Origin of the sequence: Microvirga mediterraneensis (assembly GCF_013520865.1) — a bacterium.
GTDB classification, from domain to species: domain Bacteria; phylum Pseudomonadota; class Alphaproteobacteria; order Rhizobiales; family Beijerinckiaceae; genus Microvirga; species Microvirga mediterraneensis.
Genome location: NZ_JACDXJ010000001.1, coordinates 3,738,113 through 3,757,114 on the forward strand (window position 1 = coordinate 3,738,113; position 19,002 = coordinate 3,757,114).

The 19,002-nt window shown below is 63.2% G+C and carries 18 protein-coding genes and 1 tRNA gene; 7 read left to right on the top strand and 12 right to left on the bottom strand.

Features of this window, described 5'->3' with window-relative positions; genetic code table 11:
* Positions 1-909: 909 nt before the first annotated feature.
* The 5 genes from H0S73_RS17795 to H0S73_RS17815 all read left to right on the top strand — a co-directional run bounded on the left by H0S73_RS17795 (position 910) and on the right by H0S73_RS17815 (position 6,697).
* Positions 910-1,602, top strand: coding sequence for a hypothetical protein (locus H0S73_RS17795; protein ID WP_181053393.1), 693 nt, complete (start codon positions 910-912; stop codon positions 1,600-1,602).
* A gap of 613 nt (positions 1,603-2,215) precedes the next feature.
* Positions 2,216-4,216, top strand: coding sequence for a phage tail tape measure protein (locus tag H0S73_RS17800; RefSeq protein ID WP_181053394.1), 2,001 nt, complete (start codon positions 2,216-2,218; stop codon positions 4,214-4,216).
* A 10-nt stretch (positions 4,217-4,226) separates the two neighbouring features.
* On the top strand, positions 4,227-4,454 hold the full coding sequence (locus tag H0S73_RS17805) for a hypothetical protein (protein WP_181053395.1): 228 nt from the start codon (positions 4,227-4,229) through the stop codon (positions 4,452-4,454).
* A gap of 39 nt (positions 4,455-4,493) precedes the next feature.
* Positions 4,494-4,937: a hypothetical protein gene (locus H0S73_RS17810; protein WP_181053396.1), complete on the top strand. Its 444-nt coding sequence runs from the start codon at positions 4,494-4,496 to the stop codon at positions 4,935-4,937.
* 570 nt (positions 4,938-5,507) lie between these two features.
* Positions 5,508-6,697, top strand: a protein-coding gene (locus H0S73_RS17815) for an IS3 family transposase (protein ID WP_425488198.1) whose coding sequence is annotated in 2 segments (ribosomal slippage) — positions 5,508-5,760 and positions 5,760-6,697 — 1,191 coding nt in all. Because the reading frame shifts where the segments join, the coding sequence is not laid out codon by codon here.
* A gap of 314 nt (positions 6,698-7,011) precedes the next feature.
* On the opposite strand, the gene H0S73_RS17820 is transcribed toward H0S73_RS17815, so the two are convergent.
* The 7 genes from H0S73_RS17820 to H0S73_RS17850 all read right to left on the bottom strand — a co-directional run bounded on the left by H0S73_RS17820 (position 7,012) and on the right by H0S73_RS17850 (position 13,362).
* A tRNA-Phe gene (locus H0S73_RS17820) sits at positions 7,012-7,087 on the bottom strand.
* Between the two features lie 100 nt (positions 7,088-7,187).
* The gene (yacG, locus tag H0S73_RS17825) at positions 7,188-7,391 is read right to left on the bottom strand and encodes a DNA gyrase inhibitor YacG (RefSeq protein WP_181053398.1); all 204 of its coding nucleotides are present in this window, start codon (positions 7,389-7,391) and stop codon (positions 7,188-7,190) included.
* A 70-nt stretch (positions 7,392-7,461) separates the two neighbouring features.
* Entirely contained in the window at positions 7,462-8,112 is a 651-nt protein-coding gene (locus tag H0S73_RS17830; RefSeq protein ID WP_181053399.1) for a Maf-like protein, read from the bottom strand.
* A 107-nt stretch (positions 8,113-8,219) separates the two neighbouring features.
* Positions 8,220-9,074 carry a CDP-alcohol phosphatidyltransferase family protein gene (locus H0S73_RS17835; protein WP_181053400.1) on the bottom strand — a complete coding sequence of 285 codons (855 nt, stop codon included), beginning with the start codon at positions 9,072-9,074 and terminating at the stop codon, positions 8,220-8,222.
* A gap of 203 nt (positions 9,075-9,277) precedes the next feature.
* On the bottom strand, positions 9,278-9,979 hold the full coding sequence (locus H0S73_RS17840) for a phosphatidylserine decarboxylase (RefSeq protein WP_036352163.1): 702 nt from the start codon (positions 9,977-9,979) through the stop codon (positions 9,278-9,280).
* Positions 9,980-10,035: 56 nt separating this feature from the next.
* The gene (locus H0S73_RS17845) at positions 10,036-11,949 is read right to left on the bottom strand and encodes an ABCB family ABC transporter ATP-binding protein/permease (RefSeq protein WP_181053401.1); all 1,914 of its coding nucleotides are present in this window, start codon (positions 11,947-11,949) and stop codon (positions 10,036-10,038) included.
* Between the two features lie 105 nt (positions 11,950-12,054).
* On the bottom strand, positions 12,055-13,362 hold the full coding sequence (locus H0S73_RS17850; protein WP_181053402.1) for a LysM peptidoglycan-binding domain-containing protein: 1,308 nt from the start codon (positions 13,360-13,362) through the stop codon (positions 12,055-12,057).
* A gap of 127 nt (positions 13,363-13,489) precedes the next feature.
* Here H0S73_RS17850 and H0S73_RS17855 point away from each other — a divergent pair, with 127 nt between their 5' ends.
* Positions 13,490-14,098: an LOG family protein gene (locus H0S73_RS17855; protein ID WP_181053403.1), complete on the top strand. Its 609-nt coding sequence runs from the start codon at positions 13,490-13,492 to the stop codon at positions 14,096-14,098.
* A 6-nt stretch (positions 14,099-14,104) separates the two neighbouring features.
* On the opposite strand, the gene H0S73_RS17860 is transcribed toward H0S73_RS17855, so the two are convergent.
* On the bottom strand, positions 14,105-14,554 hold the full coding sequence (locus H0S73_RS17860) for a DMT family transporter (RefSeq protein WP_181053405.1): 450 nt from the start codon (positions 14,552-14,554) through the stop codon (positions 14,105-14,107).
* Positions 14,555-14,793: 239 nt separating this feature from the next.
* Here H0S73_RS17860 and H0S73_RS17865 point away from each other — a divergent pair, with 239 nt between their 5' ends.
* A complete protein-coding gene (locus H0S73_RS17865) occupies positions 14,794-15,147 on the top strand; it encodes a BA14K family protein (protein WP_246389043.1) in 354 nt (117 codons plus the stop codon).
* Between the two features lie 37 nt (positions 15,148-15,184).
* On the opposite strand, the gene cimA is transcribed toward H0S73_RS17865, so the two are convergent.
* From cimA to cysS, 4 genes are read right to left on the bottom strand one after another with little or no spacing between them, the layout of a single operon-like run.
* A complete protein-coding gene (gene cimA / locus H0S73_RS17870; protein WP_181053407.1) occupies positions 15,185-16,780 on the bottom strand; it encodes a citramalate synthase in 1,596 nt (531 codons plus the stop codon).
* Positions 16,777-17,286, bottom strand: a complete 510-nt coding sequence (locus H0S73_RS17875; RefSeq protein WP_181053408.1) for a GNAT family N-acetyltransferase — start codon at positions 17,284-17,286, stop codon at positions 16,777-16,779. Before H0S73_RS17875 ends, cimA begins: the two co-directional genes overlap by 4 nt.
* Positions 17,286-17,438, bottom strand: a complete 153-nt coding sequence (locus H0S73_RS17880; RefSeq protein WP_181053409.1) for a hypothetical protein — start codon at positions 17,436-17,438, stop codon at positions 17,286-17,288. The genes H0S73_RS17875 and H0S73_RS17880 overlap by 1 nt, the downstream gene beginning before the upstream one ends.
* Complete coding sequence (gene cysS, locus H0S73_RS17885; RefSeq protein WP_181053411.1) at positions 17,435-18,904, bottom strand: cysteine--tRNA ligase; 1,470 nt, start codon at positions 18,902-18,904, stop codon at positions 17,435-17,437. Before cysS ends, H0S73_RS17880 begins: the two co-directional genes overlap by 4 nt.
* Positions 18,905-19,002: the final 98 nt, after the last annotated feature.

The window sequence follows — 19,002 nt, forward strand, 5'->3', positions numbered from 1 at the left end:
TTTTTCCGAACGAGTTCCATCACCGTGCACCTCAACGCAGCAACATTCGCCGCGGTTTGTGGAGGTACACACATGGCAAAAGCCCACACGGTTGAGGCACTCGTAAAGACCGGGCCTTTCGGTCGATCGAAGCTTTACGAGGAGATTCGCGACGGCAACTTGATCGCCCGAAAGTGCGGACGAAAAACGCTGATTCTTGATGAGGACTGGGAGCGCTTTTTGAAGAGCCTTCCGGTCCTTGATTCCGGAACACGATCCCCCTCCCCGCGTAGACCGCGGATAGCGTGAGGGGTCCGCCATGATTGATGACTTGCCCCTTTTTCTGACTGCGAACGCTGAGACGCCGCAGCTGGAAGCCAGGAAACCCAAGCGCTGTGCGACGCGGAAGGCGGCTCCGCCGAAGGCCGGAAAGGCAGCACAGCGGCGACCGGCGCGGGATGTGAAAGCCGAGCGCCTTGCCCAAATCGAGGCGCTTCGCGAGGCACTGCCCTTCCTGAGCTCGAACGATCAACGTTTCGCAGCATCTCTCCTCCGGTATTGGGGCGAGCGCGGGGAGCTTTCTCGGGCGCAATGGAAATGGGTACGGAAACTGCCCCACAATGCGATGCGTGACGAACCGCCCCGTCCAGTGCCAGTGCCTCTTCGCATAGCACAGGCCACGAACGTGATCCCCCTGCGGCTGGCTCATAATGAGAAGCTGATCAATGAGGTTGCGGCTCGCCTTCGATCCGCCGCGGCGCATTGCAGTCCGACTGAGATCGCTCAGTTGAGATGCCAGGAGACGGAAACCTTGGAGCGCATGAACATCGCCCGCGGCATTCCATGGACCATGGCGTGGCAGGATGTGGCCGACTTCATGAACTCCGTCGATGCTCGGCTCCATGAGAGCTCTCAAGGGGGACATGCAGCATGACAGCAAATGCAAACGCCCGCCGGCTGGCACCGGACGGACGTTCAAGAGCACAAGAGCAGTCTGAATATAGTGCTCCTCATGCTAGAAGTGAAGTCAGGGTCGGCAATGCGGTTTTGGGGTATCGGGCGCGCAAGCATCCGCGCCGTGTGGAGTTTGCGCACCTGCGTGTCGTCGCCATCGAACGGTTGATCAGGGCGCGTCATGGCGGGCCCGTGGATACTGACGATGGCGAAGCCTATGCCCGCGCTGCGGTTGGGCACGTTTCAGAAATCTCGGACAAACACCGCCGCCTGAACGATCCGGTGGAGTGGTGCCGCCGATGGTGTCCCGGTGTCCTTAACGAATTCGGCGAGTTGTGGGTTCTCGATCTGGTTCATGAGCACCGCCGCCGCAGGCGCGGGCTCAAGGCAGATGAGATCGCTATCCTGTTGGGAGTGACAGAGGCCGAGCGTATCCATCTCGGACTGGAAACGTTTGGAGCCATTGACCGGCGCAAGGATCAGCGAACCCGCGAGCGGAAGGTGCAGAAGGCGCAACGGGAAAAAGCCCGCCGCATCGCCAATGGAGCCACCCCGCGAGAGCGCTGCCTGCGCGCATTGAAGCCGTGGGAGGGATATGGCTGGAGCGAAGGTTACTGGCGCCGTCAGATGAAGGCAGGCCGGGTGCCTGACCCAAGGAAACAGGGGTAGGTTCGAAATTCATGGTCATCAAACCTGTGGAACTCGGTTGGCACGAATTTCGAACCTCGACACCTGACATCCGCGTCGGAAGCGGCGGCGGCCCTCAAGGCCGTCCGCCTTCATCCTAACGACGATGAGTTCGACAGGGTGCGAACCTCCCCAGAATTTCGCCCAGTCCCCCGCGCGCGATCACGAGATGGCCTGCTCGCTCGCTGCCCTCAAGGGCCGCTCGCAGGCCTCTCTATCACCCCGTCAGAACTGCAAGGGTCACGCGAGAGCCAGAAAATGTCACGGAATTGAGTTCAGGTGTCACAACAGGAGGCCGATGTGTCACGTCAACACCCCAAAGTGTCACAAGATGCGCGGGAAATGTCACGCGGTGTCCGGCAATTGTCCGCTCTCGCGAAGGGAGGGGCTGACGTGATGTCCTCAAAGTGTCCGCCATCTGTCCACCGCGCCCGCCACCCGTCTTCCTCTCCTCCCTCCCGGGGTTTTGGGTCCTTCCCGACGCCCCCCTAAGAGCGGGGCCGACCCCCCGCGGCTTTCGAGTGTATTTCGGTGCGCCGAAATCGCGTTTTGATTTGGAAATCTCGCCCGTCCTGCAACAACCTTCGGAGTTAAAATGGCTAACCAAACTTCAAACCTAATCGTCCGACTGCGTGACGAAGTCTCCGGTCCGACGAGCCGGGCTTCGCGATCCCTCAAGAACCTGAAAAGCGATGCCAGAGGGACGGCGCAGATCGGCTCTGCCGTAGCCAATGCCACCCGTGGTATTGTGCCGGCTGCCGGCGGTGCCTTGGGCGTTGCCGGCATCGCGGTCGGGCTCAGGACAGCTTATCTCGAAGCCGCCAAATTCGACCGCCGCATGACCCGCATCGGCATCACGGCCGATGCCACGGCCGATGCGACAAGAGCGGCCACGAAACAGGTGCAGGGCATCGCTCGCGAAGTGGCGGTGCCGATCAACGATGTCACGAGCGGACTTGAGACATTGGTTTCACAGGGACGCTCGCTGTCGGATTCGCTCTCCTTTCTGCCATCCGTTGCCAGGACCGCGCAGGCATCAGGGGCAGCGGTGGACGACATCGCCAGCACAGCGAATGCGGTAGGACGGAATTTCGACATCGCCGGCCAAGATATGCAGCGGGCCTTTGATATTATGGTTCAGGGTGGCAAAGCCGGTCAATTTGAGCTGCGGGACATGGCGAGGTATCTGCCGTCCCTTGCACCATCCGCCGCGTCGGTCGGGCTGAAGGGCGCGCAGGGTCTTGAGCAAATGGTCGCCATGTTGCAGGTCGTGCGCCAGAACACCGGCACGACGGAAGAGGCGGCCGCTTCGATGGCGAACATCTTTCAAAAGATGGAGAGTGAAGAAACCGCCAAAAAGTTTGGAAAGTTCGGCATCAATCTCCGCAAGGAGATGGCGACAGCCAGGAAGCAGGGCCGAAACCTCCTCGAGGTCTTTGAAGAGCTTTCTGCTAAAGCGCTCAAGGGCGACCTCTCCAAGCTGCCGCAACTGTTCTCGGACATGGAACTGGCGCGCGGCATGCGCGCTCTGCTCATGTATCGGGGCGAGTGGCAGCAGCTTCAGGCCGAGATCCACAAGACGGCGCCTGGTTCTGTGATGCGCGATCTCGGACGCGTGACCGGAGATGCGCAGGCCTCCGTCGATAACCTGAGCAATTCGTGGGATCGCTTCACCAATTCGCTCGGCCGTGGACTTGATGCCATCGGCGTGTCCTCAGGGCTCAACTCGATCTCGTCTTCTCTCGAACGGTTCGTTGATCAGAACGAGAAGGCCAACGATCTGCGCCGCATCGCCAGGGAGGAGATGGAGAAGGAAGGGCAGAACAGGAAGACCTTCGATCCATTCGGGTGGCTGCCTAAGACGAAAGACGTTCCCCAATCCGAGAAGGATCAGAAGATCCTCGAAGGCCTCAGCGGGGGAAAGCACATCCGAGACAACATCGGAATCGGACGAGGCAGCTATCGCCTCAAGAATACGACGCTCAACCTCAACGATCTGGTCGGCAGTGAGAATGAGGAGATCCGAAAGGCGGGTGCGCAACGGTATCTGGAACAGCAGCGGTCTCGGGCCGCTGCATACCATGATGCCGATCGAACGTCGGCACTGCGCAGGGCCGGTGAACTGAATGAACTAGCCGCCCGTCAAAAGGAAGGCGGCCATTTCGGGCTTCGTGACACCGAACGGAAGCTGTTCATGGTCAATCACGACCTGGAAGTCATGCGTCGCACGGCGCAGGGCCGGATGACCCGCAGTCAGTCGACCTTGCCCTGGGCTGGTGACGACAGCGAGGCGCGCGGCGGCGGTATGCCGTCGACTGCGCCGCTTCCGCCGCGGCGACCGGATCTCGATATCGTCAAGGGCAAGGCGGCCGATGCCGGCGGCGCCATTCAGGCGCTTGCCGAACCGGTCTCGCTCAACGTCGATGACTCGAAGCTCGATGCGACTTTAGCAAAGGCGAGAGCCGTAAATGCGGAGCTTGAGCGGATCGCAGGGAATGCGAGCCGCGCGTCCGCCGCGGTGCAGAGCTCGACATCCGGCAGCTTCGGGCAGCGCTTCCAGTCCCGTCGCGATGGGTCTTTCGCGGATTGGGAATGAGAAGGTGAACATGACGAAACCATTGGAAAGCAAAGCGCTCGCCCGAGCTTACCAAGATGGCATTGAACAGGGTTTGAAGCTCGCTGCTGAGCGAATGTCTGCATATCTCGAGCACCTGAGTGGTGACCCTCATTCATACATCTCCGAAGTGATCGCAGGCCGCCTGACAGGCGAAATGGTCGCTGAGCGGATGGAGTTCGCTGAGCCTGTCGCAGACGAATCACAAGTGGTACATTGATGCCGAAGGCTGCAGGCACATGCGGCGAAGGGGGCATCAATGGATGACGGAAGCTTTATGGCGGGCTTTGTGCCCGCCTTGTCGATGGAGATGGAGATCGCAGCGCCGGAGCTGTCGGCACCGTCTCCCACTCCGCAGGACCTAGCCTGCTCCATCGCTACCCTTTCGGCCGATGGTTATTCGGCAGAGGAGATCGGCAAAGCCCTCAACATACCGATGGCTCGAGTCCATCGCATCGCGCGCCGGAAGGGCATCGATCTTGCCGGCGCCGCTGGCCGGCGTCGGCTTCGTGTCGAACTTCCGGCTGCGCATGTCGAGCGCATCGCCGCCCTAGCTGCGGTGGCAAAGGTGACCCGTGCCAAGATGATTGAGAGGATGATCGCCGCCGCGCTCGAGGAGGACGATTCCCGGGTGCGCCGCAATCTTGGGAAACGGGCGCTGCCGAAGCGCCGCTACACCCGAAGAGCGAAGGCGCCGGCATGAAGCGAGGAGGCCCGAAATGGATTCCGGACGCCTAGCCGCTCCTGATGACGCGAGCTGAGGTTTGCGAATACCTGGATATTCCACCTGAGCGGTTCTTCGAGATCTGCCCTGTCCCGCCTGTCGACCTTGGTGCCAACGTCACCCGCTATCATCGCTGGCAGATCTGGGAATGGGCGAACGCCATGCCGCCAACGCTGATGAAATATCGGACCGAGGCCGCGCCCGCCGGCCGGAAGCTATGACCGGCGGTTGAACCTGCCGGCTGTCGTGATAGAGTTCGTAGTTGAGGGGGCGGCGCTAATCCCCTTGGCGCTTACCTGAAGATTAGGATGAGTTCTCGGCCAAGGAACCTGATCGACAGGACCAGCTTCGGAAGACTTATGCGGTGCCGCCCCCTTCCGAGCGCCCGCTCTTCCTGACCGGCACCTCAAGGTCATGGCCGATACCCGTAAGATGCATAAGGACCTCGGGAAAGCTGCGGCTGATTTTTCAGCCGCAGTTCAAGTTTGACCTGCCCCTGAGATTTCCCTCCAACTGGAGTTAGAGTCCGGCCCATCATAAGGACGGACCATGAAGCGTTCACGGTTTACGGAAGAACAGATCATCGGGATCCTGCGCGAGCAGGAGGCTGGGGCAAAGGCGGCCGATCTGTGCCGCAAGCACGGCATGTCGGAAGCCACCCTGTATAACTGGAAGGCCAAGTACGGCGGCATGGACGTCTCGGACGCCAAGCGCCTCAAGGCGCTGGAAGACGAGAACGCCAGACTGAAGAAGCTGTTAGCCGAATCCATGCTGGATGCCTCGGCCCTGCGCGATCTCCTCTCAAAAAAGTGGTAGGGCCCGCCGCGAAGCGCGAAGCCGTCGCGCACCTGCAGGCCGGCTTCGGCCTGTCGGAGCGGCGGGCCTGTACCCTGATCGGGGCTGACCGAAGCACGATCCGATACCGCTCATGCCGGCCGGACGATGCCGTCTTGCGCGGCCGCCTGCGTGACCTGGCGCGGGAACGGCGTCGGTTTGGTTATCGGCGGCTGTTCGTGCTGCTTCGGCGTGAGGGCGAGACGGCGGGTCTCACCCGGATCTACCGCCTCTACCGTGAGGAGGGTCTGGGCGTTCGCAAACGTCAGGCACGTCGGCGGGCGGTCGGCACGCGAGCGCCCATTCTGGTGGAGGCGAAGGCCAATGCGCGCTGGTCGCTGGACTTTGTCCATGACCAGTTCGCGAACGGCCGGCGCTTTCGCATTCTGAACGTCGTCGATGACGTGACACGGGAGTGCCTGGCGGCGATCCCCGACACCTCGATCTCAGGCAAGCGGGTCGCCCGGGAGCTGACGACCCTGATTGAGCGACGCGGCACGCCGGGGATGATTGTGTCCGATAACGGCACCGAACTGACCTCGAATGCCATCCTCGCCTGGTGCACCGAGCACCGGATCGAGTGGCATTACATTGCCCCAGGCAAGCCGATGCAGAACGGCTACATCGAGTCGTTCAACGGCCGCATGCGCGATGAACTGTTGAACGAGAGCCTGTTCTTCGGACTGGATCATGCCCGCGAGCTGATCGCCGCCTGGGTCGAGGATTACAACACCGAGAGACCCCACTCTTCCTTGGGTTATCAGACGCCGCAGGCGTTCTCCAAAGCCCTACGAACCGCAAGGGACCATCGCGCTGCGCAACGGACAGGCTCCGCGCGCTGGCCCCTTGCTCCTGTCGCGCCATGCGGCCTATCACCGGTCGAGGCTCTAAACGCCATTGGATGAAGCTTCGGTGGCAGGTCAGCAATTCTTCGCCCCTGGCTTTTGATCCTCTCCCCCGTTCACATTGACGCATCCGGGAGGCGGCCCAATCAACTGGACAATGCGCAAAGCAGGACGTTCCCACAAGTGGTCGCCATACCGCAACTTGCAATTTATAATCGTAAATTCGTCGAAGCCGTCCGAGTACGACATCCCCGAGCGCGTCGCAGAGCGCAACACTATGGAGCTTTGTGCCCCCGGTGTGCCCCCAATCCTTCAATAGGGCATTAGAACCTGCAATGCAGATTCTAAAAGCTTCCAATTATCAAAGGGATAGATGGTGCCCAGGGGCGGAATCGAACCACCGACACTGCGATTTTCAGTCGCATGCTCTACCAACTGAGCTACCTGGGCATCCGATGCGCGGCGGAGCCGTGCGCGTCGTGGAGGGGTGTATAGTCAGACCTGAGCCGCATGTCCAGCGGTTCGGACGACAAAATTCGGGGAAATTGATTCAGGCTTCCCTATCGTCCTCGTCCCGGTCGTCTTCCTCGCTTTCGACGGCCGGAATCGCGTAGCTGCCGGACAGCCAGCGGTTCAGGTCCACGTCGGCGCAACGCTTCGAGCAGAAGGGCCGGGACTCGGCCTGGGCGGGCTTTCCGCAGATCGGGCATTTGCCGGCCGAAGCGAATGGCTTGTTCTCATTGGCGGCGTTCATGGCGCGCCTCCTTTCCTGCTGAGCGGCAAGGTGGTTGCCGGGGCTCCCTGGCGCAAGGCGGCGAGCGGCGTCAGGCCGCGTCGAGCCAGCTGGACCGGACGGGATAGCCCTCCCCGTCGAGCAGGGCCGCCGCCTCGTAAAGGGGCAGGCCCACCACGTTGGAATAGGACCCGACCAGCTTGACCACGAAGGTGCCGGCGAGGCCCTGGATGGCATAGCCGCCGGCCTTGCCGCGCCAGTCGCCGGAGGCGAGATAGCGCTCGAACTCATCGCGGGAGAGACGCTTGAAACGCACGCGGGTTTCCACCAGCCGCTCGCGGACGGAGTCCTTCGGCGTGATAAGACAAACGGACGTATAAACCCGGTGGGCGCGGCCCGAGAGAAGCCTCAGGCAGCCTGCCGCCTCGTCCACGAGCTCCGCCTTGGGCAGGATCCGCTTGCCGACGACCACGACCGTGTCGGCGGACAGGATATAGGCGTCCTTGAGGTCTTCGCGGACCCGGGCGACCTTACGGGCCACCTCCGCCTTCGAACGGGCCAGCCGCTTGGCCAGATCCTTGGCGCTCTCGTTCTTCAAGGGCGTCTCGTCCACATCGGCGGGCAGAAGGGCATCGGGCTCGATGCCGGCCTGCTGCAGCAGGCCGAGCCTGCGCGGCGAGGCGGACGCGAGCACAAGCTTCGGACGCCCGCTGGGATTCGACACCTCGGAAGAAGACGCCACTTTTCTCTCCACGCTCCGGGATCCTGCGGGATCCGTCCAGGATACTCATCGGCACAAACGGCCACGCTGGGTGCAACATGGCACCGGGCCGGCTTGAATCAAGTCGATCAGGCGACGGGGGGCGGCTCGACATCGGACGGGGACGGGCCGACTCCGGCGATACCTGAGCCGTCCTGCCGGTCCAGCTTGCGGTAGCGCATCACGCTGATCGGGATCGTCGCCAGGAAGGCGACCGTGATCAGGCTCAGCATCTCCCATGGGAAGCTGATGAGCAGGCCGAACGCCGCGACCGACAGGACGAAGATCGGCAGAACCCACTGGCGCGGCACGTACTTGCCCATGGTCTTTCCCGAATAGGTCGGAATCGTCGAGACCATGAGGAATGCGACGCCGACCACATAGACGAGGATGATGGGCCCGACGGAGGAATCCTGAATGGGAATGCCGAGGAACGAGAGGTAAAGCGGCAGCAGGGCGCACATGGCCCCCATCGGGGCCGCCATGCCCACGAAGAAGTTCTTCTTCCATTCGGGCCGGTTCGGGTCGTCGATCATGACGTTGAACCGCGCCAGGCGAAGGGCCGCCGCGATGGCGAGCACGATGGAGCCGATCCACCCGACCCGTCCCAGCTCGTGCAGCACGAAACTGTAGATGATCAACGCCGGAGTGACGCCGAAATTCAGGAAGTCGGCCAGGGAATCGAGCTCCGCGCCGAACCGGGAGGTTCCCTTCAGGAGACGGGCGATGCGCCCATCGACGCCGTCCAGGAAGGCGGCCACGATCACCGCCACGACCGCCCGCTCATATTGCCCGTCGAAGGCCAGCCGTATGGCCCAGAGCCCCAGGCAGAGAGCAATCAGGGTGATGATGTTGGGGGCGATCATCCGGAAGGGGACCGGCTTGAAAAGCCGCTTGCGCGGCTCGTTCGGGTCGGGAGCGAAGGGCGGAAAAAGGTCACTCATGGCACCAACCTAGCGCATCGAGCGGAAAATGGATCCGGTTTTCCGCCTTGAACGATGCGCTCATCAAGAGGAGAGCATAGGGGCCAGCCCGAGCCATAAGCAGAGCTGGACAGTTTGCGCGTGACGGAAAAGCGCAAACCGCGTCAACGGTTCCGCCCAAGCGGCCCGCCGTGAAGCCTTCCCTTCCAGCGGGCGAGAGGGCATCAGCCCACGCGGTACTGGCGCGCCGGCTCGTTGGCGGTCAGGTCCGCGAGCACCGTCTCGCCGGCTACCGCCGTCTGGCCGAGACCCACGAGAACCTGGGCGTTGAGCGGCACGAAAATGTCGAGGCGCGAGCCGAACCGGATCAGGCCGAAGCGCTCGCCGGTGCTCAGATGCTCACCCACCTTCACGAAGGACACGATGCGCCGGGCCACGAGGCCGGCGATCTGCACCACGCCGATCTTCGTGCCCGCCGTCTCGATCACGAGGGCGTTGCGCTCGTTGTCCTCGCTCGCCTTGTCCAGCTCCGCGTTGAGGAAGAGGCCCGGCGTGTAGAGGATCTGGGCGATCCGGCCCGTGACCGGGGAGCGGTTCACGTGGCAGTCGAACACGTTCATGAAGACCGAGATGCGGGTCATCGGCTCGGGCGGCAGGTCGAGCTCGGCCGGCGGCACTGCGGTGGTGATGAGGTTCACCCGGCCGTCGGCCGGGGAGACCACGAGGCCTTCCCGGATCGGCGTCACGCGCGGCGGATCGCGGAAGAAGTAGCAGACCCAGACGGTCAGGATCGCGCCGATCCAGCCGAGCGGCGACCAGAGCCACGCCAGGACGATCGTCGCAAACAGCGCGATCAGGATGAAGGGATAGCCCTCCTTGTGGATCGGCACGAAGATGCGGCGCATCGATTCCAGGATATCGGTCATCGTTTCTCAAGCCTTAAGAGCATTCGTTTGGGGATGGCAGGCGAAAGAGCTTTTTGTCAACCTGCCACGCTCTCGGGGCTGCGCTCTTCCTCCTCAGCCCGCTTGAGGGTTTCGCGGGCCTCATCCGCCTCGCGCTGGCGGTTCCACATGGCGGCATAGACCCCGCCAAGGCTCAGCAGGCTCGCATGGTTGCCCCGCTCGACCACCCGGCCCTGGTCGAGGACGATGATCTCGTCGGCTCCGATGACTGTGGACAACCGATGGGCGATCACCAGGGTGGTCCGTCCCCGGCTGACCCGGTCGAGGGCGTCCTGGATCTCCTTCTCGGTGAAGGTGTCGAGGGCCGAGGTCGCCTCGTCGAGCACCAGGATCGGAGGGCTCTTGAGGATCGTGCGGGCGATGGCTACGCGCTGCTTCTCACCCCCGGAGAGCTTCAGGCCGCGCTCGCCCACCGGCGTATCGTAGCCCTCCGGCAGGAGCGCGATGAAGCGGTCGATCTGGGCGAGGCGCGCGGCCTCCCTCACCTCTTCCGGGCTCGCATCCCAGCGGCCGTACTGGATATTGTAACCGATGGTGTCGTTGAACAGCACCGTGTCCTGCGGAACCATGCCGATGACCTTGCGCAGGGAGGCCTGCTGGACCTCGGCGATGTTCTGCCCGTCGATCAGGATGCGCCCGCTGGTGGGCTCGTAGAAGCGGAAAAGCAGGCGCGAGATGGTCGATTTGCCCGCGCCCGAAGGCCCGACGATGGCCACCGTATGGCCCGCCGGCACCTCGAAGCTCACGCCCTTGAGGATGGGGCGCTCGGGAACATAGGAGAAGTGCACGTCCTCGAAGCGCACGACGCCCTCGGCCACCTGAAGCGGCTTGGCGCCGGGCTTGTCCTGGATCTCGGGGTTGCGCTCGATGATCGCGAACATGTCGTCGATGTCGATGAGAGCCTGTTTGATCTCGCGGTAGAGCATGCCCATGAAGTTCAGCGGGATATAGAGCTGCACCAGCATGGCGTTGACGAGCACGAAGCTGCCGATGGAGGCGCGTCCCGCCATGATGTCCCGCGCCGCCAGGACCATGACGATGGCCATGCCGATGGAGAAGATCACGGCCTGACCGGCATTGAGGACGGCAAGCGACGTATAGGTTTGAGTGGAAGCGCTCTCGAACTTGGCCATGGAGCGGTCGTAGCGGGCGGTCTCCCGCTGCTCGGCGCCGAAATACTTCACCGTCTCGTAATTCAGGAGGGAATCGACCGCCTTGGTGTTCGCATCCGTATCGGAATCGTTCATCTGCTTGCGGATCGAGATCCGCCATTGGGTCGCCTTGTAGGTATAGGCCAGATAGACGACCACCATCACGAAGACGACAGCGGAATAGACCCAGTTGAACTCCCAGGCGAGCAGCCCCAGCACGAGGATGAACTCGAGGATCGTCGGGACGAGGGTGAGCACCACGAGACGCGACAGTTCCTCGATGCCCTCGCGGCCGCGTTCCAGGACGCGGGTCAGTCCGCCTGTCTTGCGCTCCAGGTGGAAGCGCAGGGATAGGCGATGCATGTGCTCGAAGGTCTGCAGCGCGAGATTGCGCACCGCATGCATGGCGACCTTGGCGAAGAGGCCGTCGCGTATCTGGGTCAGCACTGCCATGAGGATGCGCGTGACGCCATAGACCACGGTGAGCAGGATCGGCGCCTTCCACAGCCAGGAGCCCGACGTGGCGGCCGCCTCGGCGCTCTGCCCGGCGCTGCCCGTGACGGCCACAAGGGCGTCGGTCGCCCATTTGAAGGCGAAGGGCGTGACCATGGTGACGCCCTTCGCCACCAGGAGCAGGCCGAAGGCCAGGAACACCCGTCGCTGGAGATCGGGCCTGCCGTGGGGCCAGAGATAGGGCCAGAGTTTCGTCCAGGTGGCCGCCAAGCCGTTGGGCTTCGGCGCAGCAGCGCTCGTCGTCGGGACGGCGGTAGAGGGGGGCATACGCAAGGATCCAATCGAAATGTCGGATCCCGATATAGTCGATCATCGGGATGAATTCACCCCGAGTCTGTCATTGTTCTAACTTATGCGGCCTGCATGAGAGCTTCAGTTGCTCTTGGGCTCCTGATCGCCCGGCAGGACGAAAACCTGTCCCGGATAGATCAGGTTCGGATTTCTGATCTGTTCCTGGTTCGCGCCGTAGATCACCGTATAGCGCAGGCCCTTGCCGTAGATCCTCTGGCTGATGCGCCAGAGATTGTCGCCCCGGGACACGATGGTGGTATTGATGTTCGGGACCACGACCGTTCCGGCACTGGCCATCTGCCCTTCAGGCAGGGCGGAGGCCACCTCGCGGGCGGGCTGCGCCCGGGTGGACGGCTGGGCCGGCGTCGGGGCCTGAGGCTGTCCGGAGGCCACCTGGACCGGGACGTTGAAACCCACCTCCGCCCGTGACCTGACCTGCCCCGAGACCGGATCGACGTCGTCGAGCCGGATCCGGTAATCGCCGGGCTTCACCCCGTTGGCGATCGAGAAGGAGACCTTGCCGTCGCCGCCTGCCCCGCCCGGAGCGATGAAGCTCTCGTTGAGGTAGAGGCGCACGGTCGCGCCCGGCGCCGACAGGCCGGACACGAAGAGCTTCCCTTCCTCCGCCTCGACAGTCACGATCTTGATCTCGGGCCGCGGGGCCGGCTGCGCGGGGGCAGCCGGTGGGGAGGACGTGGCCGGCGGGACGCTTGCCTGCTGCTGCGGCGCCGGCTGACCGGGCTGCGGCGTGGCCGGAGGGGTCTCGGCGGTCTTCGTCTCGGTTTTCGTTTCGGGCTTGGGCTCCTCGGCCACCTTGGCGGGCGGCTCGGGATTGGAGAGGACCACCGTCGGCTTGTCCGGCGCCGTCAGGGTCACGAGAGGCCGCGTCTTGGCATCGGTGATGACGACCGTCACGCTCTGGGACGAGCGCTGGCGGGTACCGTCCGGCGCGATGGATTGCAGCACCACCAGATGGGAACCCGGCGGCAGAGGCGGAGGCACGATGGCGAACAGGCCGGAAGCATCGGCTGCGGCGCGGGCATGAACCTGATCGCCTCGCAGCAACTCGATGGTGGCCCCAGGGGCGGCACGCCCGGCGATCACGCTCTCGCCGTCCGGCTCGACGCGCACCAGATCGAAGGAGGGAGCGACCGGACCGTCCTTGGGCTTCGCGGCGGCAGCCTCGGCAGAACCGGCCGGTTTGGCGGCAGCCTGCTGGCCGGAAGCCGCTTGGGATGCGGCGGATGGCTGGGCGGGCACGGCCGTCTGCGGAGAATCCGACCTTCCGGTCCAGGACCAGTACAGCACCCCGAGAAGAACTGCGACAACCGCTGCAGCAGCAACGCCGAGCAACGCAATTGTACCTTTTATTTCCTTCGGTTCCGCCATGGTGCTTTTCTCGAACGCGGCACTTTCGTGCATTTAAACCGTTTATCTTTCAAAAGGCTACGGCCATAAAGGACAATTAATGCTTCACGACTCAGCGCGGGAGGCTCCCCGCCTCCCCAGAATAGACATGTCATCCAACAGTTCGATCAAATCCATTTGCGTCTATTGCGGCTCCGGTTTCGGGGACGATCCCGTTTTCGCCGAGAATGCGGCCGTATTGGGCCGATCCATGGCCGAGCAGGGGATCAATCTGGTCTATGGCGGCGGGAATGTGGGCCTCATGGGTACGGTCGCTCAATCCGTGCTCGACCATGGCGGTTATGTCACAGGGGTCATCCCCGACTTTCTGAAGTCCCCCGAGAAGCTCCTCGACGATGTGCAGGAAACCATCGTCGTGCCCGATATGCACACCCGCAAGCGCCTGATGTTCGAGAAGGCCGATGCCTTCGTGGCCCTGCCCGGCGGCATCGGGACCCTGGAAGAACTCGTCGAGCAGATGACCTGGTCGCAGCTCGGCCAGCACACGAAGCCTATCCTGATGCTGAGCACCAAGGGTTTCTGGAAGCCCCTGCTCACCCTGATCGCCCATATGCGCGAGCAGGGCTTCATCCGCCCGGGACTCGAGCTCAACTATCTCGTGGCCGAACGGGTGGAAGAGGTCATTCCCATGATCGAAAACGCCGCGCGCCGGGTCGGGATCGTCCGCAACGAGGACGAGATCGAGACCCGGTTTTAAACTTCATCATCCTGCGCGGGACAGAACCAGCCCGCCCAGGATCATGCCCGCCGCGACGAGCCGCTGCCAGGTGATCGCCTGGACAGGGAGACCGAAGGCGCCCACCGCGTCGAGGACCAGCGCGGCCACCACCTGACCGAAGATCAAGGCCGCCACCGTGCTGACCACACCGAGCTGGGGCACGCCCCAGATGACGATGGCGACATAGAAGGCGCCCAGGAAGCCGCCAAGCCAGGCCCACCAGGGCGCCGCCGCGATAGCGGTGCCGGACGGCCAGGAGCCCCTGAGGATGCTGATCGCCGCCAGGACGACGAAGCCGATCCCGAACGAGATGCAGGCGGCCAGGATCGGATCGCCGAGAGACCGCGCCAGGGCAGCGTTGATGGGGGCCTGGGACGCGAGGAATATGCCGCCAAGAAGGATTCCGAAGAGCGGCAGCAGGATCGAGATGTTCATGGGAAATCCGATGGAAAGAATGACCGCCTTCCGTATCGCGGTGTCAGTTTCGATCAATGGAAACGCAAAGTCCGGCATTTGCCGGCGGCATGACGTGAATGCAGGTCAGGCAAGCTTTTTAGAGAGGTTTTCGGTGGGCGAATATCGCAAATGTGATTTCCGCTCCCGCATTTGAACCAAACTCGAGGATCATACTGTCAACTGGTAGAAATCTCCGACCGTATCGACAGGAGATGGTCATGAAGAAATCCCTCTTCCTTATCGCCGCATGTGGCCTGGTATCGGGATATGTGTCATCCGCTCAGGCCCAGGACATAAACCTCGACTGTAGCGCAGTACCGGACTCGCTGACCTATTACTGCAACCATCGGGACCAGTTCGGCAAGAACGGTCCGACGACCACCATGAACCCTTATGGGCCCGACGTCCCGGGCGTCGCTGCGCCCCTATCGACCGGCAGCGTGGCAGGGACGATGCCGCAGGCGGGCCCGGCGCAAGCGCACGCAGCTCTCTGCACCCAGAGGTTCCGGACCTACGATCCGAACTCTAACACCTATATGGGCAGCGACGGCCGTCGGCACGTGTGCCGCTGAACGACGGGAGCGGGAGCCTCATCGAGCTCCCTCTTCGTCATAGCGATGCCTTGCTCGTCAACAGCTTGTAGACCATCGAATCCGTCAGCGCCTGGAACGAGGCGTCGATGATGTTGGCCGACACGCCGATCGTGTTCCAGCGTTCGCCGGAGCCGTCCGTGAACTCGATCAGAACGCGCGTCACCGCATCCGAACCGCCCTGGTAGATGCGGACCTTATAGTCGACCAGCTCCAGGTCCTGGATCAGGTGCTGGTACTTGCCCAGATCCTTGCGCAACGCGACATCGAGCGCGTTCACGGGGCCATTGCCCTCTGCGGCTGAAATCAGCACCTCGTCGCCCACGCGCACCTTCACGATGGCTTCCGAGGCGGTGACGAGTTCGCCGACCGCATTGAAGCGGCGCTCCACATTGACGGAAAAGCGTTCCACGTCGAAGAAGGCCGGCACCTCGCCGAGCATGCGCTTGACCAGCACATAGAACGACGCGTCCGCGCCTTCAAACGCGAAGCCCTCCGCTTCCTTGCGCTTCACCTCGTCGAGCACGCGCGCGATGCGCGGATCGCCTTTTTCGAGCTCGAAGCCGCAGCGCTTCAGTTCGGCGAGAATGTTCGATTGGCCGCCCTGGTCCGACACCAGGACTTTTCGCGCATTGCCGACGATTTCCGGCTCTACGTGCTCATAGGTGTGTGGATCCTTCAGCACGGCCGAGGCATGGATGCCCGCCTTCGTGGCGAAGGCGCTGGAGCCCACGAAGGGTGCGTGGCGGTTCGGCTGCCGGTTGAGGATCTCGTCCACCTGCCGCGAGACATGGGTAAGCCCGCTTAAAGCATCGTCCGTGACGCCGAGATCGAAGCGGGACGCATAGCCGTCCTTGAGTTTCAACGCGCCAATGAGCGTGATGAGATTGGCGTTGCCGCAGCGCTCGCCGAGGCCGTTGAGGGTGCCCTGGATGTGGCGCGCGCCCGCTTCGACGGCCGCAAGGGAGTTCGCGACCGCGCAGCCGCAATCGTCATGGGCATGGATGCCGATATGCGTGCCCGGCACGCTCGACGTCACCGCCGTGACGATGTCGTTCACCTCGTGAGGCAGCGTGCCGCCGTTGGTATCGCAGAGCACGATCCAGCGTGCTCCGGCCTCGTAGGCCGTCTTCACGCAGGACAGGGCGTAATCGGGATTGGCCTTGTAGCCGTCGAAGAAATGCTCGCAATCGACGAGGACCTCGCGGCCCCTGGCGCGGGCGGCTTCGACGCTCTCGTGAATGCCCGCGAGATTATCCTCCAGCGAGATCTCGAGAGCCACGCGCACATGGTAATCCCAGGATTTCGCCACGAAGCAGATCGCGTCGGCCTGCGCCTCGAGCAGCGCCGCGACGCCGGGATCGTTCGAGACGGAGCGCCCCGCCCGCTTGGTCATGCCGAAGGCCGTGAACTTGGCGTTCTTCGTGCGCTTCTCGGAAAAGAAGGTGGTGTCGAGCGGGTTCGCCCCCGGATAGCCGCCTTCCACATAGTCGATGCCGAGCCTGTCGAGGAGCGCTGCGATCGCTTTCTTGTCTTCGAGGGAGAAATCAACACCCGTGGTCTGCGCCCCGTCGCGCAGGGTCGTGTCGAAGAGGGTGATGCGTTCACGGCTCATGACGACAATTTCCTGTCTTCCTGCGGCGCCAGGCGCTTTTCCATGGTCGTGGTGGCGAGCCATTCGTCGCTGAGCGGCATCGTGTTGCGGCGCTGCGGCTGGAAGCCCTGCTTCTGGAAGAACGGCAGCGCGTTGTCGCTGACCTCCGCCACGAGACGCGGGGCCCCGCGCGCACCGGCGAGCTTCTCCACCGCATCGTAGAGCATGGTGCCGATCCCCTGCCCGGCCGCGGCGGGATGCACGTAGAACAGGTCGATCAGCTCGTTGTCCTTGAGCGCGATGAAGCCGACCGGAGAGCCCTCCACGGTCGCGATCAGCGTAAGGCTCTGCGTCAGCCTCTGGGCGAACGCATCGTCCTCGGCGCGCGCGATCCAGGCTTCCTGCTGGCTCTCGCTGTAATCCTCGCCGGTAAGCTCCGCGATACTTTCCTCGTAGATGTCCACGAGAACCGGCAGGTCCGCCGGCAGGAAGGGACGAAGTCCCGGTTTCGGCAAGGCCTGTCCCATCAGCGCGCCTCTTTCTTCGTCACGTGCATGTTTTCACATTCGTCATCACCGGCCTTGTGCCGGTGATCCCGATCCTTGGAAGCGCCGCGCTTTTCCGTATCGAGATGGCCGGGACAAGCCCGGCTACGACGTTGAGAAAGAACATCCCTCATCGCGCCACCTCCCAGGTGGTGGTACCGTCCTTGTTGTCCTTCACGACCACATTGAGCGCTGCAAGCTCGTCGCGAATGCGGTCGGACTCGGCCCAGTTCTTGGCCACGCGGGCTTCCTTGCGGGCTGCGATCAGAGCCTCGACCTGCGCGGGATCGACGCTGAGCGTGGCCTGCCTGCGGGCTTTCCAGACCTCGGCTCCTTCGAGCAGGAAGCCGAGCGTACGAAGGTTAGCGCCGAGCTCCTCGTGAGCGCCCTGCCCGTCGAGGGCGTGAAGCTCCGCCAGCATCTTCGGCGTATTGAGATCGTCCGCGAGCGCGTCAACGATGTGGTCCGACAGATACGCATTCCCGCCTCGGCCCGCCAGTTCGTACCAGCGGTCGAGGGTCTTCTCGCTTTCCTCGAGCCCCTTCACCGTCCAATCGATGGGCTGGCGGTAATGGGTGCGCAGCATGTTGAACCGCAGAACCTCGCCGGGCCAATCCTGCAGCAGCTCGTTGATGGTGAAGAAATTGCCGAGAGACTTCGACATCTTCTCCCCTTCCACCTGCAGGAAGCCGTTGTGCATCCACACATTGGCCATGCGCGGGGTGTCGAAGGCGCAGCAGGATTGGGCGATCTCGTTCTCGTGGTGCGGGAAGACGAGGTCGATGCCGCCGCCATGGATGTCGAAGATCTCGCGCTCCGTCGGATCGGAGCAGGACAGCCGCGTCTCGAAGGCCTGGACCAGGTGCTTCCACGCCATGGCCGAGCACTCGATGTGCCAGCCGGGGCGTCCGGGCGTCCTGATGCCGGCCGGCGACGGCCAGGCGGGGTCCTGCGGCCCGGAGGGCTTCCAGAGCACGAAATCCATCGGGTCGCGCTTGTAGGGCGCCACGTCCACGCGGGCGCCGGAGAGCAGCTCGTCCAGGGATCGCTTGGAGAAGGCGCCGTATTGAGGCACGCGCGGCAGCTTCTGCATGGCCGCGACCGAAAAGAGCACGTGCTCCTCGGCCACATAGGCCGCCCCGCGCGCGATCAACCGCTCGATGATCATGCGCATCTCGTCGATGTGTTCGGTCGCCCGGGGCTCGACGAAGCGGGGAGCCTTGCCCGCTTCGTTCACGTCCTCCGGCATGAGCACGCCCAGCGCCCAGATGTCGGCGTGGAACTGCTCCTCCGTCTTGCCCGTGACGACGCGGATCGCCTCGTTCTGGGGCAGGTCCGGGTAATCCCGGGCCGCCCGGGCGTTAATCTTGTCGTCCACATCGGTGATATTGCGCACATACGTGACGGCTTCCTTACCGTAAACATGTCTCAGCAGACGGAAGAGAAGGTCGAAGACGATGATCGGGCGGGCGTTGCCGATGTGGGCGTAGTCGTAAACGGTGGGGCCGCAGACGTAGAGGCGCACGTTTCCGGGGTCGATCGGGACGAAAGCGTCCTTGGACCGGGTCAGCGTGTTGTAGAGCCTCAAGCGTGCCGCCATGAAACCATATCCCTGTCAGGCCGCAGGCCGGAGGATGGTTTCGATCTTGGAATGAGAACGAGACGGCTCCAGCCAGCGAAATGCGCTAGCCGCAAATA